Source organism: Alteromonas infernus, from assembly GCF_902705815.1.
Map to the genome: position 1 here is coordinate 150,693 of NZ_CACSIG010000008.1, position 16,711 is coordinate 167,403.

16 protein-coding genes are annotated in these 16,711 nt (G+C 43.9%); 6 read left to right on the plus strand and 10 right to left on the minus strand.

All coding sequences use genetic code 11. From position 1 onward, the window contains the following. The first annotated feature begins 24 nt into the window (after positions 1 to 24). Positions 25 to 537: a YgjV family protein gene (locus tag ACX5J7_RS02580; protein ID WP_498705987.1), complete on the plus strand. Its 513-nt coding sequence runs from the start codon at positions 25 to 27 to the stop codon at positions 535 to 537. Positions 538 to 621: 84 nt separating this feature from the next. Here the strand turns inward: ACX5J7_RS02580 and cyoE are convergent, their stop codons facing one another. From cyoE to ACX5J7_RS02610, 6 genes are all read right to left on the minus strand, one after another. Further along, complete coding sequence (gene cyoE / locus ACX5J7_RS02585) at positions 622 to 1,518, minus strand: heme o synthase (RefSeq protein WP_498705989.1); 897 nt, start codon at positions 1,516 to 1,518, stop codon at positions 622 to 624. A gap of 185 nt (positions 1,519 to 1,703) precedes the next feature. Further along, positions 1,704 to 2,075: a cytochrome o ubiquinol oxidase subunit IV gene (cyoD, locus tag ACX5J7_RS02590; RefSeq protein WP_012520077.1), complete on the minus strand. Its 372-nt coding sequence runs from the start codon at positions 2,073 to 2,075 to the stop codon at positions 1,704 to 1,706. After that, positions 2,075 to 2,692 (minus strand): cytochrome o ubiquinol oxidase subunit III, encoded by a 618-nt coding sequence (gene cyoC, locus ACX5J7_RS02595; RefSeq protein WP_014977735.1) that lies wholly within the window; start codon positions 2,690 to 2,692, stop codon positions 2,075 to 2,077. The genes cyoD and cyoC overlap by 1 nt, the downstream gene beginning before the upstream one ends. Beyond that, positions 2,689 to 4,677: a cytochrome o ubiquinol oxidase subunit I gene (gene cyoB, locus ACX5J7_RS02600; RefSeq protein WP_498705995.1), complete on the minus strand. Its 1,989-nt coding sequence runs from the start codon at positions 4,675 to 4,677 to the stop codon at positions 2,689 to 2,691. The genes cyoC and cyoB overlap by 4 nt, the downstream gene beginning before the upstream one ends. A 2-nt stretch (positions 4,678 to 4,679) precedes the next feature. Further along, positions 4,680 to 5,621 carry a ubiquinol oxidase subunit II gene (gene cyoA / locus ACX5J7_RS02605; protein ID WP_498705997.1) on the minus strand — a complete coding sequence of 314 codons (942 nt, stop codon included), beginning with the start codon at positions 5,619 to 5,621 and terminating at the stop codon, positions 4,680 to 4,682. A gap of 147 nt (positions 5,622 to 5,768) precedes the next feature. After that, complete coding sequence (locus tag ACX5J7_RS02610; protein WP_498705998.1) at positions 5,769 to 6,176, minus strand: hypothetical protein; 408 nt, start codon at positions 6,174 to 6,176, stop codon at positions 5,769 to 5,771. A 792-nt stretch (positions 6,177 to 6,968) separates the two neighbouring features. On the opposite strand from ACX5J7_RS02610, the gene ACX5J7_RS02615 reads away from it, so the two are divergent. After that, positions 6,969 to 9,296 (plus strand): hypothetical protein, encoded by a 2,328-nt coding sequence (locus ACX5J7_RS02615; RefSeq protein ID WP_498706000.1) that lies wholly within the window; start codon positions 6,969 to 6,971, stop codon positions 9,294 to 9,296. A gap of 179 nt (positions 9,297 to 9,475) precedes the next feature. On the opposite strand, the gene ACX5J7_RS02620 is transcribed toward ACX5J7_RS02615, so the two are convergent. From ACX5J7_RS02620 to ACX5J7_RS02635, 4 genes are all read right to left on the minus strand, one after another. Beyond that, positions 9,476 to 9,715, minus strand: a complete 240-nt coding sequence (locus tag ACX5J7_RS02620) for a hypothetical protein (protein ID WP_498706003.1) — start codon at positions 9,713 to 9,715, stop codon at positions 9,476 to 9,478. A 203-nt stretch (positions 9,716 to 9,918) separates the two neighbouring features. Next, positions 9,919 to 11,559: a chaperonin GroEL gene (gene groL / locus ACX5J7_RS02625; protein WP_012520087.1), complete on the minus strand. Its 1,641-nt coding sequence runs from the start codon at positions 11,557 to 11,559 to the stop codon at positions 9,919 to 9,921. Between the two features lie 40 nt (positions 11,560 to 11,599). After that, positions 11,600 to 11,890, minus strand: coding sequence for a co-chaperone GroES (locus ACX5J7_RS02630; RefSeq protein ID WP_015068434.1), 291 nt, complete (start codon positions 11,888 to 11,890; stop codon positions 11,600 to 11,602). A gap of 290 nt (positions 11,891 to 12,180) precedes the next feature. Further along, complete coding sequence (locus ACX5J7_RS02635; protein WP_498706009.1) at positions 12,181 to 12,717, minus strand: FxsA family protein; 537 nt, start codon at positions 12,715 to 12,717, stop codon at positions 12,181 to 12,183. A 213-nt stretch (positions 12,718 to 12,930) separates the two neighbouring features. Between ACX5J7_RS02635 and cutA the strand changes: the two genes are divergently transcribed. The 4 genes from cutA to aroQ all read left to right on the plus strand — a co-directional run bounded on the left by cutA (position 12,931) and on the right by aroQ (position 16,707). Further along, positions 12,931 to 13,245, plus strand: coding sequence for a divalent-cation tolerance protein CutA (gene cutA / locus ACX5J7_RS02640; RefSeq protein WP_012520090.1), 315 nt, complete (start codon positions 12,931 to 12,933; stop codon positions 13,243 to 13,245). Between the two features lie 38 nt (positions 13,246 to 13,283). Continuing rightward, entirely contained in the window at positions 13,284 to 15,164 is a 1,881-nt protein-coding gene (locus tag ACX5J7_RS02645; protein ID WP_498706011.1) for a protein-disulfide reductase DsbD, read from the plus strand. Further along, positions 15,148 to 16,047: a M23 family metallopeptidase gene (locus tag ACX5J7_RS02650; protein WP_498706014.1), complete on the plus strand. Its 900-nt coding sequence runs from the start codon at positions 15,148 to 15,150 to the stop codon at positions 16,045 to 16,047. Before ACX5J7_RS02645 ends, ACX5J7_RS02650 begins: the two co-directional genes overlap by 17 nt. A 219-nt stretch (positions 16,048 to 16,266) precedes the next feature. Next, positions 16,267 to 16,707 carry a type II 3-dehydroquinate dehydratase gene (gene aroQ / locus ACX5J7_RS02655; protein ID WP_012520093.1) on the plus strand — a complete coding sequence of 147 codons (441 nt, stop codon included), beginning with the start codon at positions 16,267 to 16,269 and terminating at the stop codon, positions 16,705 to 16,707. Positions 16,708 to 16,711: the final 4 nt, after the last annotated feature.

Genomic DNA, 16,711 nt, shown 5'->3' on the forward strand with positions numbered 1-16,711 from the left:
TCATTCATTTACGAGCCTTCCCTTTTGTTACCAGAATTCGACTTGGCCCAAGCGATAGGAATGTTGAGTTTTGCGCTTGGCATTTTGTGCTTTTATCAGCGTGATGATCAGCACCTGCGAATAATGATGGTGGTGATGAATTTAAATCACGCCCTGCATTTTGCGCTACTTGGTGCCGTAACCGCATGCTTAAGTGCCTTGCTTGCAGTGGTAAGAACAGGCATTTCAATTAAAACCCGCTCCCGCAGTGTCGCCTACCTGTTTATATTGATATCGCTAGCAGCAGGGCTGTATTTGGCCGAAGTTTGGTACGATTTATTCCCTATTTTGGGCACGTGCATAGGCACTTATGCCTTATTTTGTTTGTCGGGAATACGCATGCGTTTAGCGTTTTTGTGCGGCGCTATATGTTGGCTAACCAACAATATTATTGTCGGCTCTATTGGCGGCACCCTGCTTGAAGCTACGCTACTGGCAGTTAATAGCTTCACCATTATTCGCTTGTACAGAGGGCAAAAAGCACTCGGTCAGGCCTGATTGCTCAAAGTGAATGCGTTGCTATACGCACACTGCATTGAAAGCTTTCAAGCCAACCTCGTTGAGTGAGTCGAAACACGTCAATTAGAACGAGAGCGCAAACAGACTCGTTACTGACGTATGATAGTCCAGTGACATAGCGACGGATAACAGCGTTATATTCACAATGGAGAAACCAAAAACACGTTTTGCCCAGCCTTCTACGTTGATGTCGGGTCTGTATCCGCGCAGCGCCATCAACAGCCACCAAAGGCTTGTTGCGAAAGCTACTGTTAAAAAGCCAATACCTGTATAACCGTTAAGTGGAAGCAGCATTACTACTAAAGCAAATAACGCAATATGAAGGACGATATGGCGTTTTGCTTTCGCAATACCTTGCGATACAGGCAATACTGGAATTCCAGCCGCCTTATAGTCGTTATATCTAAAGATAGCGATGGCATAAGAATGGGGCATTTGCCAAATGCTGAACATACCCAGCAAAATAGCCGCAGCCATATCAAACTGACCGCTCGCGGCGCAATAACCGACTACGGGCGGAACGGCCCCCGACAAACTGCCAACGAAGGTGCCATACACCGAGTTTCGCTTCATATACAGGCTGTAAACACCCACATAAATAACGTAGCCAAAAACAGCAAAAAATACGGCAGTAAGGTTGGTGTAAAGCGCTAACAAGCCAAACCCTGCAATACCCAGCACAGCACCATGCAACATCGCAGTAAGCAATGGCAACTCGCCTGTTACCGTAACCCGGTTGGCCGTGCGCTGCATTTTGCCGTCGATATCTCGGTCAATGCAGTTATTAATGACACAACCCGACGCCACCACCAGCGATAAACCGATGAGTGTTGCGAGCAATAGCCAGTAATCTATATCGCCACGGGACGCGAGCAAGAAACCGCCCGTTACCGAAATAGCATTGCCCATAATAATGCCGGGCTTGGTGACTGACAGGTAACGTTTATAAGTAGAGGTCATGGGTAAAATCCAAATTTAGAACGCGCCCATTTAGACGCGTATCAAGGTGTACTGAGAAGCCCCAATAGGTTGCCCCACAGTAGAAGGGCGAAACATGAGGGCTTCACGTACTGACCGCGAAGAAGTAAACACATTGAAAAGCCTGACATGATCGTCAGGATAGACCACGCATATACAGAGATTTGCTAATACATCATCATGGCGTTTGATTCGTAGATGATCCAAACGGATAACCCAACCACCATGAAAATAATAAGCGCACTGAACAAGAATGAAAACGTATTGGCTCTGCCTTCTTCAGTAACAAAGTTAAGGTGCAAAAAGTATTTAAGGTGCACCCAAATTTGAACCAAGCCCAAAGTTACCACGCTCCAAATCGTGGTAACTTTAGATAGGTCGCCATTCATCACTAAAGTGAACGGAATAGCGGTAAGTACCACAGATAGAATGAAGCCAATAATATAAGACTTCACATCGCCATGTGCGTCATCACTATTGTGGGTCGATGAAGCGTGACCGTCAGTATTTGAAGCTAATTTTGCATCGTGTAACGCCATTACATTGCCCCCATTAAATACACTACGGTAAATACACATATCCATACGATATCGAGGAAGTGCCAAAACAGACTTAAGCAACTAAGTCGAGTAACGGTTTGCTCACCTAGACCTCGGCGGGTTACTTCAATAAACATAATTGTCATCCAAATAAGGCCTGCTGTAACGTGCAACCCGTGCAGCCCTACTAGCGAGAAAAACGCCGTTAGAAACGCACTTTGCTGCGGTCCGTTGCCATGCTCGATAAGGTGATGGAATTCATATACTTCCATACCGATAAAACACGCTCCCAGCGCCCATGTCACCGCCAGCCAAGCAAGAGCACCTGATTTGTTTTGCCGGTGAGCACAAATCATGGCAAAGCCAAAGGTTATACTGCTTAAGAGCAATGCAGCTGTTTCCACAGCTACAAAGTTGAGTTCAAAAATATCTTTGCCAGACACGCCCCCTGCCGTGTTCATAAACAGCACGGCATAGGTGGCAAAGAAAGAAGCAAACAACAAACAGTCGGTCATTAAATACAACCAGAAACCAAACACGGTGTTGTTTTCATGATGTTCTTCGTGTGCGTGTTCATGCGGCATTGATGCGGCGCTTGATGTTGCAATAGTACTCATGAGCGACCTCCCACTGTATTGGCACTTAAGTGCGTAGCTTCAACTCGTTCAACCTCATCTACCTGCACGTAGTAATCAACATCCGAGGTATAGCAACGCTTAATAAATACTCCTATTCCTGCTGCTAAACCAGCAATGGCTAGCCACCAAATATGCCAGATAAGCGCAAAGCCCATTAGGGTAAAGCTCATGCTCATGAAAACTCCGGCTGAAGTATTTTTTGGCATATGAATAGGTGTGTATTTTTCAGGGCGTTGATACGACTCGCCGCGCTCCTTCATATCCGTCCATGCATCAATGTCTTTGATGTGAGGAATCTTGGCAAAATTGTAAAATTGAGGCGGTGACGCCGTTGACCACTCTAGCGTGTGACCATTCCACGGATCGCCCGTTGTATCGTTAAGCTTCTCTTTGTTTTTGAAGCTTACAAACAGCTGAAGTAGCTGGAAGAAAATACCAATTGCTATAACAAACGCACCAAATGCAGCAATGTATAACCAGATATTCCAGTCAGGATTGTCAGTGTGATTTAAGCGGCGTGTCATACCCAAAAAGCCAAGCACATATAGGGGCATGAACGCCAAAAGGAAACCAATTTGCCAGCACCAAAAGGCTGCTTTTCCGGTTTTTTCGTCAAGCTTAAAGCCCATGGCTTTCGGGAACCAAAAAGCGAAGCCAGCCAAGTAACCAAACACCGCGCCACCAATAATGGTGTTATGAAAATGGGCAATAAGGAATAAGCTATTGTGGAGTACGTAGTCTGCGCCAGGTATAGCTAACAGCACGCCTGTCATACCGCCTATGGTGAAGGTCACCATAAAGCCTAGCGTCCATAGCACAGGCACGCTTAGTACAAGACGGCCTCGATACATAGTGAACAGCCAGTTAAATAGCTTTACCCCCGTGGGTATAGCAATAACCATGGTCATAATGCCAAAGAAGGCATTCACATTGGCGCTCGACCCCATGGTAAAGAAGTGATGCAGCCATACAATAAAGCCTAGAATGGCAATGGCGCCCGATGCATAAACCATCGACTTGTAGCCAAACAAACGCTTAGCGGTAAACGTAGAAATAACTTCTGAGAAAATACCAAATGCAGGCAGTACAAGAATATAGACTTCAGGGTGTCCCCATGCCCAAAACAGGTTGATATACATCATAGAGTTACCACCGGCTTCGTTAGTGAAGAAGTGAAAATCCATATAGCGGTCTAGCGTTAGCATGGCCAACACAGCGGTAAGAATAGGGAACGACGCGGCGATAAGAATATTCGCCCAAGTACAGGTCCAGGTGAAAATAGGCATTTGCATGAGTTTCATGCCGGGCGCACGCATTTTAAACACGGTAACTAAGAAGTTTACGGCGGTTAGCAGCGTACCGAGCCCGGATATCTGCAGGGCCCATATGTAATAGTCGACGCCAACCCCGGGACTAAACTCCAACCCGGCTAGCGGCGGATAAGCAACCCACCCTGTTTTTGCGAATTCACCTAACCCTAAAGACACATTCACTAGAATTGCGCCACCTGCGGTTAGCCAAAAACTCAAATTATTTAAAAAAGGAAACGCCACATCGCGGGCACCAATTTGCAGTGGCAGAATGATGTTCATTAAGCCAATCATAAACGGCATCGCCATGAAGATGATCATGATAACGCCATGGGCGGTGAAGATTTGGTCGTAGTGCTCGGGAGGTAGATAGCCGGGCGCACCATTGGTTGCCATTGCAAGCTGAGTGCGCATCATAATAGCGTCGGCAAAGCCGCGCAGCAGCATGATCATAGCCAGCACAATGTACATAATACCAAGACGCTTGTGGTCGACAGACGTGATCCAGTCGAACCACAGGGTGCCCCACTGTTTGTGTTTGGTGATGAGCATGGCTATAACCACACCAAGCAGTGCCACTACGGCAAGTGTCACCATGATTATGGGCTCGTGATAGGGCACGGCCTCTATAGATAATTTACCTAAAAAAGACATAATTATTGTGCATCCTCTTGATGATGACGGTGTTGCATTTGAGGCATTGTGTGGTGTTCGCCGGTAGCGGCATTTTCTGGCTTGCTATAAAAGTCCATAGAGCCGTGATCTTTCATGTACTTCATCACGATGTCGTGAAAAAGGCCTTCACTCACTTCGTTGTAGTAAGTCACCGGGTGGTTTTCACTTGGCTTGGCAAGCTGCTCATAAGAAGCGGGCGTTAACGCTGTTTGTGCTTGCTTAACGCTTGCGACCCAATCGTTAAAGTCGCCCTCTGTAGGTGTGGCGATAGCGTTGAATTTCATGCCCGTAAAGCCTGCGCCACTGTAGTTTGACGAAATGCCCTTGTACGTACCTGGCTCATCGGCAATAAGATGAAGCTTAGTTTCCATTCCCGCCATAGAATAAATCTGGCTTCCCAACTGAGGAATGAAAAACGAATTCATAGTGCTTTCGGAAGTGATTTTAAACGCCACAGGCTTATTAGCTGGAAACACTAATTCATTGACAGTAGCAATGCCTTGCTCAGGGTAAATAAACAGCCACTTCCAATTGAGCGACACTACTTCAACAGTAAGGTGTTCTCCTTGACCTTCTAGCGGAGAATAAGGGTCGAGTGCGTGAGTAGAGCGCCATGTGATCACGCTTAACGAAATAACGATTAAGATAGGAATTGACCATACAACGGCTTCTATCTTTGTAGAGTGCGCCCACTTCGGGGTGTAAATTTCAAAGTCGCGACTAGCGCGATACTTCCATGCGAAATAAAGCGTTAGAACAATTACGGGAACAACAACAATCAGCATCAGGATGGTACAAAGAATAATAAGGTTCTTCTCATCCATGCCCACTTGCCCTTTGGGGTCAAGCACGCCACCGCTGCAACCGGCTAACGTAAGCCCAGCACCAGCAACAATCAAAGTAAAAAGGTTACGAATAGACAAAACAAGTTCCTATAACCCACAAGTTAAACGGCGATGACTGAGCAGTTCCGAAAGGAACTACGGGTTTACAGCATCGGAAAACGCACCAGAAGTGGCGTTATCACGCTTAAAGCGCAGCACTTATGGTGTCTAATAAATCGGAAACGTTTAACTAAAAAGAGGGGGCGCTCGGCTGCCAACCGTTTGAACAAAAGGCTGAGGAAACGTAGGGCAAAGGTAAGGAATAGGTCGGCGCTGTTTTGTTATTTGCGCCTTTGCTATAGCCGTGGCTTTAACCAATAAACCGACTAATACCAACGCGATAGTGGGAACGATAAATTGTGAAAGCGTGTGATCAGCAAGTGCAATGAAAAAAGGCTCGAAAACCAAGCTTTCATTAAATGCACTAACAAACTCTGTAGCGTCGGCCATGGTGCCACTAATCACTAGTGCAACATTCAGCAACAGCACCATATTAGCTAACCACAGCATAGCGCCTACACCATTGGTGTAGTTTACTGCAGGTCTAATTAATGAATTCAATTCGCTTAAAAAAGCGAAAGAACGTGGTGCCATAGTGGTTAGAATGCCTTATAAAAAATGCACTAGTTACCTACTTCAAAAATGAAGCAGGCGTGGCAGGTTAAAGGCTAACTAGAGTTAATTCAATAGGCCGAAAAAGTATCATGATGAGTTTATGTAGTTAGACAAACCGCTTTCAAATACAAGTTTTTAACATGTTACTTGTACGGCGCAAGAAAAGATAAAGACCTCGCACATTAGCTACATAACAAGCAAAATAAGACAATATGGCAAATTGATTTCAATACGCTAGCGCTTTGAAAAGTACAAGTGATAAAAAATTGTTACCTAAAGCGTAGTTATCAAAGAGACTTTCATCCTACAAAAAATGCGGTAACTCTCTTTTAGCTGCGATAAATGGAAAAGGTCATGACGAAACTTTTGTGCGAGAACAAAAAAGGCTACTGTTTAAGCAAGGATAAGTAGGCTAAAAGCTGTATGGGAGTTCGCAGAACCTATGGAAGAAGTGTCTGGTACAAACACATTTGCTTAGGTTGTCTAATCAGCGAACTCTGCAACCTCATAAAGAAGCATGTTGTAGTTTATAAAGAAATCATTGCTTTAAAATATTGAAAAAGGAAAGAAAGGGCAGTAACTAGGTATTACTATCTCCAGAAAATTAATTTGGGAAGAAGCTGAAACGCACAGTGATGAAAGCTACTATCTAGAAAACCAAGGAGATCCTATGTAACCGTACACATGTGTACACTGTATTTCACCTAGGTGTACACAACAGGTTTAGCCATTTACGATAATATCCTTAAGGAAATACTCGAAAGGAATGCTATGAGTAAAAAAAGTAAAGCAAGACGTGACGCGAAGAAAAAGAAGTTAAAGAACAAAAATCATAAAGTAGATAAAAACTTCTCCCCAACTAAGGTTAAATCAGATGGAGGCCCAGTCTTAACTAGCATTGAAAATCCTCTATCCTCGTTGACTCGAGAACAACGAGAGTCTTTAATCAAAAAAATTTCTTCTGAGAGTAAAGTTAAGCTAAAAGAAGGAATCGATGACCTAAAGGAATTCCTTTGTGAGTACTGTCCGTTAACTACTTTATCAATTGTCGCTACTTATTCTTTAAGTCAGGGTGTCGGTGACGATGGGGTTGTTAATAAAGAATCTCCTATTGGGGTTGAGCAATTTCATGTGGAGCTACTACAAGCTTTAATTCTGACGATACCTAAAGATTCGTTAGGTACAAAAATGCCTACGAATATGGATATTGAAGTTGTTTTTGAGCTAATAAAAGAAATTCAACAAAACTCAACTCAAAGTAGATATAGAACAGCAAAACTCAATCAGTCTAATGAAGAAAAAGCAATATCTAACATTCAGGAGCTGCTAAGAGGACATACTCAAATAGTCCGTAATTGGGGTTTTAACTCTCAGATTAAAACAATAATTACGGAGCTCTACACATATTTTGATTTTGAAGTTAACAATATATTTGGTTTTACAGTCACAGACACTATAAAAGTATTCTCTCATTTAGTTAGTAGTGGTGAACAAAAATTAACTGAAAGATATGAATTTTTGAGTAGCCTTTATAGAACTCATGACAAGAAAAAACTAATAGATTTATATACTGACCATATAGGTCTCTCAGTGAATGACAAAGAAGAGCTGTTTGAGGATTTAGCTATCGATAGAACTCCCTTCAAACAGTTATTTTTCCTCATGCTTTCTCACTATGACTTATTCACTCCATACATGTATCACATAGATTGTGAAGAATTAAGTCAAGAGTTAAGCATTGCACAAGAGACTATAGTAAAAATACTAAACCATTTTTCACTCGAAAGCGGTGAACTTGCTACCCACAATCAGGGTTTCATATTTCTTGATAACCCTATCTGGACAAGACCTATAGTCCAAAAGGAGTCAGAGTACTTCTGTCCACTCCCACAAGTGTTTTTTAGTTTCTCCTTGAACAGTCTAGACAATCTAATCGAAGGTTATGATAAAGACAAACTTCATGAAAGAAGAGCGTTATATCTAGAGGAAAAGATAGAAGAGATAGTAAAAACGAGGTTTCCTGAATCTCATACAATCTCCGGAATACAATGGGATTTTGAGGGAAAAACATTTGAGACAGACCTAATCACCTTCATAGATTCTCATGCACTAATAATAGAGGCCAAATCACACAATATTACCAAGCCAGCTTTGAGAGGTGCTCCGGATCGAATCAAAAAGCACTTCAAAGAAATTTATATTGATCCTAGCGTTCAGTCATTTAGGTTTGCTGAAAAGATTAAAGAATTAATCGAAAATCCGGATACGAATGACCCATTAATCGACAAACTACCAATCGACATTTCAAAAATTAACAAAGTTATTCGAGTTTCAGTTTCGCTAGAGGATTTTGCCACTTTACAAACTAATCTGAAATTATTCGAAGATACTGGCTGGCTACCAGATGGATATGAATCATGCCCTTCAACCAATTTAGCTGATTTTGAGACAATATTTGATTTGCTGGAGCACCCAGTACAAATACTCCACTATCTAGAAAGACGAAGCATAATTCAAAAGCAATATAATCTTATGGGAGACGAGCTAGATTATTTGGGGCTTTACCTATCGACGTTTTTAGCTTTAGGAAACTTTAGTGATTATGCCACAGATCACGTTATAAATATTAGCGGAATGTCTGATTCTATAGACAGTTACTATCAGGCTAAAGATGCCGGTGTATCAATCCAAAAGCCTAAACCTAAAACATCTAAATTATTCACTGAGATATTCAAGCAACTCGAAAAACGCTCAACCCCGAGGTGGACGGAAATAGGTTGCATACTAAATATGTATGTACCTGAAGACCAAATTCAATTGAGCAATATGATAAAAAGTTTGTCCAAGAGAGTGCACCACACTTGGCAACAAGTAGGTCACAAGAACATGATTATTTTATGCCCTCATGAGTCTTCTAAATATTCTCTCGCTGTCGTTTTATACAAGGATGCTAATAAACAATTAAGAGATAAATTCATCAACGAAGCATCATTACAAGCCTTAGAACCTGATCATGTAAAGCAATGCTTATTAATTGCAAAGAACATTGATGACAACGAAATAGCATACCATTTGATTGGATTGTTTGAGTCCAGATAGCTAAAAGTCCACTTAAATAAACGACACTTTTATTAATTGTAATGATACGCTGCAATCTAAAGCGTGAGGTGCGTGCTACGTCATCCCCCCCCTGAGATTGTGGGTACGAAAATACCTAACGATGGAGTATATATAAACCTACGACATCTCTTGATGACTTACCTCTGAGGTTAGCCTTATCAGGTTGAAGTAGACGTACAACGTGTCCTTCTTCCTTTATTCAACACATCATCAATCATTTCTACTTCAGATACTTCAACTTCATTATTATTCCAATCGAATCCAAATTTGTTTACGTCCTTGGGCGCAGACCTAAATGAAAGATTCCCCGTTTTTTCACTTTCAACTTTTACAGGGAAAGCCCAATCGCCATTTTTCAGCAAGAAGGCTATTTCCTTTGACTCTTCACGACTACTCATAAATCCTCCCAACAAAATATATTCTGACCTGCATACAAAAAAGCTATACACTAAAAGCAAAAAAGCCACCAAGTATTATCTTGATGGCTTTTTTAGGTCTCAATGCCGTGTTAGATCAAAAGGCTCTATTATTGTCTCTACATACGTTTCTACATATGAAAAATAAACCTTTATAAATCAACAGCAAAGGGAGGAGCAGGCAATTACATCATGCCGCCCATTCCGCCCATGCCGCCCATATCAGGCATTGCTGGCGCAGCTTCGTCTTTAGGTAGTTCAGCTACCATTGCTTCAGTAGTGATCATTAGTGAAGCAATTGATGATGCGAACTGTAGTGCAGAGCGCGTTACTTTAGTTGGGTCAAGAATACCCATCTCTAGCATGTCGCCGTAAGTGTCGTTACCAGCGTTGTAACCGTAGTTACCGTCGCCGTTCTTCACTTCGTTAACCACTACTGATGCTTCTGCACCTGAGTTGATAGAGATTTGACGTAGAGGCGCTTCCATTGCACGTAGTGCAAGCTTAACACCTACTGTTTGGTCTTCGTTGTCGCCAGTTAGCTCAGAAAGCTTCGCAGCTGCGCGTACTAGTGCAACACCACCACCAGGTACCACACCTTCTTCAACCGCTGCGCGAGTTGCATGTAGTGCATCTTCTACGCGGTCTTTCTTCTCTTTCATTTCAACTTCAGTCGCTGCACCAACTTTAATTACTGCAACACCGCCTGAAAGCTTAGCAAGACGTTCTTGAAGCTTCTCTTTGTCGTAGTCAGACGAAGACTCTTCAATTTGACCTTTGATTTGTGCACAACGGCCTTCAATTGCTTCTTGGTCGCCGTTACCGTCAACAACAGTGGTGTTGTCTTTGTTGATAACTACGCGCTTAGCAGTACCAAGGTCTTCTAGTTGAACTTTTTCAAGCTCAAGACCAATCTCTTCAGAGATTACAGTACCGCCAGTTAGAATAGCGATGTCTTGAAGCATTGCTTTACGACGGTCACCAAAACCAGGAGCTTTAACCGCTGCAACTTTAACAATACCACGCATGTTGTTAACTACTAGTGTAGCAAGCGCTTCGCCTTCAACATCTTCAGCGATGATCATTAGCGGCTTACCCGCTTTCGCTACGCCTTCAAGGGTAGGCAGTAGTTCGCGGATGTTAGAAATTTTCTTGTCAACCAATAGGATGAACGGGTTGTCTAGTTCAACGGTGCCGTTTTCTTGGTTGTTGATGAAGTATGGCGATAGGTAACCGCGGTCGAACTGCATACCTTCAACAACGTCTAGTTCGTTTTGAAGTGCTTGACCTTCTTCTACGGTGATAACACCTTCTTTACCCACTTTTTCCATTGCTTGAGCAATGATGTCGCCAACTTCTGCGTCAGAGTTTGCAGAGATAGTACCTACCTGTGCGATAGACTTGCTGTCTGCACAGTCAGTAGAAAGGGCTTTAAGCTCTTCAACAGCCGCGATAACCGCTTTGTCGATACCGCGCTTAAGGTCCATTGGGTTCATACCCGCCGCAACGCTCTTAAGGCCTTCAGTTACGATAGCTTGCGCTAGAACGGTTGCAGTAGTTGTACCGTCACCCGCTTCGTCGTTCGCTTTAGACGCGACTTCTTTTACCATCTGCGCGCCCATGTTTTCGAACTTGTCTTCAAGCTCGATTTCTTTCGCTACAGACACACCATCTTTAGTGATAGTTGGTGCACCGAAAGACTTGTCTAGAACAACGTTACGGCCTTTTGGACCTAGTGTTACTTTAACTGCATTAGCTAGTGTGTTTACGCCTTTTAGCATTTTGCTGCGAGCGTCATCACCAAAACGTACTTCTTTAGCTGCCATGATTAAATTCCTCTAAAATTCGTTTTAACGTTAGTTGTAATTACTCAACAATCGCTAGAATGTCGCTTTCGCTTAGGATAAGTACTTCTTCACCATCCAGCTTTTCTGTTTTAACGCCGTAACCGTCGTTGAAAATAACGGTGTCGCCAACTTTAACGTCTAGCGCTTTAACTTCGCCGTTCTCAAGAATGCGACCGTTACCTACTGCGATTACTTCGCCGCGTGTAGATTTTTCTGCTGCAGAACCAGTCAGAACGATACCGCCTGCAGATTTGCTTTCTTGCTCTGCGCGCTTAATGATTACGCGGTCGTGTAAAGGACGAATTGCCATTTTCAAGTCTCCTGAAAATTCCACTATTCAAAGTTGTGTGATTACCAACACTCAGACTGCCTGAATGTTGTGTGCCTGGGTTGCTCATTGCTGAGCAGTTAAAATCGTTTCTGCACGGATAGATGGGGTAGTACCCTGATAACTTCAAGGGTTTTTAAACAAAAAAATGTAAAAAAATTGATTTTTTCACTAAATACTTATTTTTCTTAAACAAGTAAACGCCGTTTATCGTGGTAAACGACGCTAATAACGTGAGTAAAAAAGGGAAGTTGAGAAAAGCGGTGGACGCGTTATTTTAAACGCTTATCTCGGTCGTTGGTGGTATTGTCTGTGTACTCCCCCTCAATGACATCATCACCTTGTTGGTGCGATTGAGGGCCGTTGCCGAATGGACTCTGTCCAAAAGGGGATTCCCCCTGATTGAAGCCTGCGCCATTAGGGCCCATACCCGGCCCCATGCCCGGAGCCACGACGCGCATCTTCATATGCTTACTCACTTGTGCGGCGAAGAAGTGGCGAGACCCCGGCATAGCTAATAAGAAACCGAAAATGTCGGTAATAAAGCCCGGCGTAACCAAAAGAACCCCAGCCACAACCAACATTAAACCTTCTACTAACTCTTTTCCTGGCACTTCATTTCGCTGCATTTTTTCTTGCGCGGTTTGCAGCGTACTTACACCTTCCTTTTTAACAAAATAAGCACCAATAAACGCCGATAGAATAACTAAACCCACCGTATTCCAGCCACCAATAATGCTACCTACATTGATCAATAGCGCTATTTCTAAAATAGGCAGTATGGCAAACAGTAAAAATAAAACCCGCAAAACGCTTCCTCTTTCATGTATTCATAACCTGTTATAGGGTCTTTGTACGTAATAACAAGAAAAGGTGCCCACCCTTTCGCTTAATTAGCCACTTAAAGCGACCGATAACGAGCGTGGTATACTGAGTCGTGAAAGAATAAGGCCCGTATTAAGGTCTAATAAATCGCCGTATACGCCATACCGAGGCTTGCGGAAAATCGCTAGGATTAGCCAATGACAATTAAACTTGTGTTGTGTACCACACCCGATGAAAAGTCAGCGCAAGACATTGCTACTGCACTTGTAAAGAGTAAGCTTGCGGCATGTGTGAACATAATTAAAGGCATTCAGTCTGTTTACGAATGGCAGGGCAAGGTAGAAGTTGATGCGGAATGCCAGCTGTTAATTAAAACCAATACCCAAAACGTATTGCAGGCATTTGAAAAAGTGAGTGAAATACACCCTTATGACGTGCCTGAATGGTTGGAGCTAAATGCAGAAGCAAGCAGCGCATATGGCCAATGGTTGCAAACGACACTACAACAATAATGCTTGAATAAAACACGATAAAAATGAGCTGTAACTTTATGACTACCCTTACTCAATTTTCAAGTAAATCGGCACCACTTTGGCGCCGGTTTATTGCACTGATAGTGTCGGTGTTGTGTTTATCACAACTGCTTAGTGCACCTGCCTTCGCTCAGATGCCTAGCGCCTTTGACGACCCTTTTGTAGATGAACCACAATTTTTAGACGTCGATCAGGCCTTTGTTTTCGATTTTAATCAGCAAAGCGACACACTTACCCTCACTTTTGATATCGCCGACGGTTATTACCTATACCTTAAGCAGTTTAAGTTCGTTTCAAAACAAGCAGAGATAGGCGACCCGACTTTCCCCCGCGGCGTCATGATTGAAGATGAATTTTTTGGCGAGTCTGAAGTATTTTACGACAGGGTATCTATCACTTTGCCTATCAGCTATGCCAATAGTGATGGCGTAGTAAAAGTTCGCTATCAGGGCTGCGCCGATGCGGGCCTTTGTTATCCGCCCACCATTAAAGTGGTGTACTTAAACGAGGTGGGAAGTAACGCAGCAACAACGCAACCGGCAGGTGACGAGAACAACGCCGCTTCATCCCTACAAAGTGAACAGTTTAATTTAGCGCAAAAGCTTATCGATAAAGATAACCTGCCCCTTACCCTCGCCCTCTTTTTTGCCTTAGGCGTGGGCTTGGCGTTTACTCCTTGCGTGTTCCCTATGTATCCCATTGTGTCGGGCATTGTGATTGGTCAGGGTAAACCAAAAACCGCGTCCCATTCATTTTGGCTAACCTTTATTTATGTGCAGGGTATGGCAATAACGTATTCGCTGTTGGGGTTGGTGGTCGCCGTAGCAGGCGCGCAGTTTCAGGCCGCACTGCAACATCCCGCAATATTGGGTGTGTTTATAGTGCTCTTCGTGGCCCTCGCCATCGCCTTATTTGGTGGTTTCGACATTCAGCTTCCGGCGAAGTATCAAGAAAAACTCACTCACATGAGTAACAGCCAAACGCCTGGCAGTTTCGCAGGCGTGTTTGTTATGGGTGTGCTGTCGGGCCTTATTGCTTCGCCCTGCACTACCGCCCCGCTCACCGGCATATTGTTATTCATTGCGCAAACTGGCGATATGACGCTGGGCTTCATTTCCCTTTACTTACTGAGTATTGGCATGGGCGTACCGCTTATTTTGTTTGGCATGACAGGGGGTAAGCTTTTACCAAAAGCCGGTAATTGGATGAATGTAGTTAAGGTCACATTCGGCTTTATGATGCTTGCTGTGGCTATTGTGTTTATTGAGCGCTTATACACCAGCCCATACACGGCATTTTTGTGGGCGCTACTTGGCTTTGGTTTATTCGGCTATTACTGGGTTATTAATCGCGCTTCGCCAAACTCGTTAATAAAACTTGCCCGCGCGGTTATTGTGGCCATGGGTATTATGGGCAGCGCCGGGCTTACCTATCAGGCGGGTATCAATACTGGTCTTTGGGGCGAGCACGCTGAGATAGTCCACTCGAGCCACCCAGAGTTTGTTGTGGCAAGAGATTTGACTGATTTACGCCATAAAATAGCGGCAGCCAACGGGGAAGGAAAAACCGTGATGGTCGACTTGTACGCCGACTGGTGTGTGGCGTGTAAAGAGTTTGAGAAATACACCTTCCCAGACGAAAAAGTGGTTACAGCGCTTAGCAATACGGTATGGATGCAAATGGATCTTACCGACAACACCCCTGAGCGGCAGGAGATTTTTGATACTTTTAACGTGCTCGGCCTTCCCACTATTTTATTTTTCGACGCAAATGGCGATGAACTGACTAAAGCCCGGGTGACAGGTTTTATGAAAGCAGATGCTTTTGCCCGTCACGTAAACGAATGGCTTAACGATGCCCCCGTAACTCGTGACAGCAAGCATGAGCCCGGTAACTAGGTTGTCATCACACAGTACTTGCCATCCGGCCTTTATTGTTAGCGATAAGGGCCGCCTTAAAGCGAGCTTCTTATTTTTAGCCTTTTTGTGTGTTTCACTTTTACTGCCTTCGCCCACTTTCGCTGAAACAGAGGTGAAAACGTCGGGGTGCTTTGATAAGGCTCGGTTCTGCTTTGAACTTACCCCTTCGTCCGGTTCACTTTATTTAGTCTCAGTAAAACGAAAAATTGCGATGCCCGTCGCGCTTACTTTGTATTCAGATAAGCTGTTTCAAATTCCATTTAGCTTAGAAGCCCTTAAGCCCAAGGCTCACGTAAATGCATTTTTAAATACGGATGATGCGGTGCCTTTAGGTGTGGTAAAAAAAGCGAACGCTTTCTGGCACACTATGCGCGTTAAGTGGACGGCAGGGCAAATTGATGCCCAGCATGACCGCGATTATGCTTATTACTCCCCTTTACAGCCAGCGAGCGCATACCGCATTGTTCAAGGCTTTAACGGCAGCTTCAGTCATTCGGGAGCATCGCGGTATGCATTAGATTTTGCCGCGCCCGTGGGTACGCCTATTTTGGCCGCGCGAGCCGGAGTGGTAATAGATACCAAAGACGATGGCACGAAGGGTGGGCCGCACAGTCGATTAGCTAAACACGCCAACTATGTCGCCATTTTGCATAGCGATGGCACTACTGGTGAGTATTACCACCTCAAGCACGAAAGCGTCGTGGTAGAACGAGGGCAAACCGTACAGCAAGGCCAGTTGATTGGCTATACGGGAAATACGGGCTTCTCTTCTTTGCCTCACCTTCACTTTGGTATTTATGTAGCCAAATTCCACGGTAAATACGTCAGTGTTCCCTTTTCACTCACCGACATCTCTCAATAAGGCAGCATGCTGCGCTTTCAGGCCAAATCCGCACACAAACTTTGCGGCGAAAACACCTGATTAGACCAGTATTTTGCTGCGAAATCTTTATCTATCACTATAATCAGCAGTTAATCTAATAAACGAGCAAATAAATTGGCTTTTTTTTCGTGCAACTGTCATAAAAGTTTGTTGAAATGGCAATAACAATGACATTTTCCCGAAGATAGCAGCAAACTAATGAATATTTTGTTATTAAACGGCCCTAACCTAAACATGTTAGGCCAAAGAGAACCCGACAAATACGGCACACAGACCCTGCAAGACATCGTGGATGATTTGCAGGCGCAAGCTGAGTCGAGCAACGTGACGTTAACGCATTTTCAGTCTAACGCGGAACACGCGCTGATAGAACGTGTGCACGCCGCTATGGGTTCTGTCGACGCCATTATCATTAATCCTGCTGCCTTCACGCACACCAGTGTCGCCCTTCGCGACGCGTTGTTAAGTGTCAATATCCCGTTTATTGAAGTGCATTTGTCGAACGTTCACGCCCGTGAGCCGTTTCGTCACCATTCCTATTTTTCTGATGTTGCAGCCGGCGTCATTGTTGGCCTTGGTGCCATGGGTTACTCGCTCGCGCTAACTGCAGCAATCAATTTAACGAAATCGCAAAAATAACGCA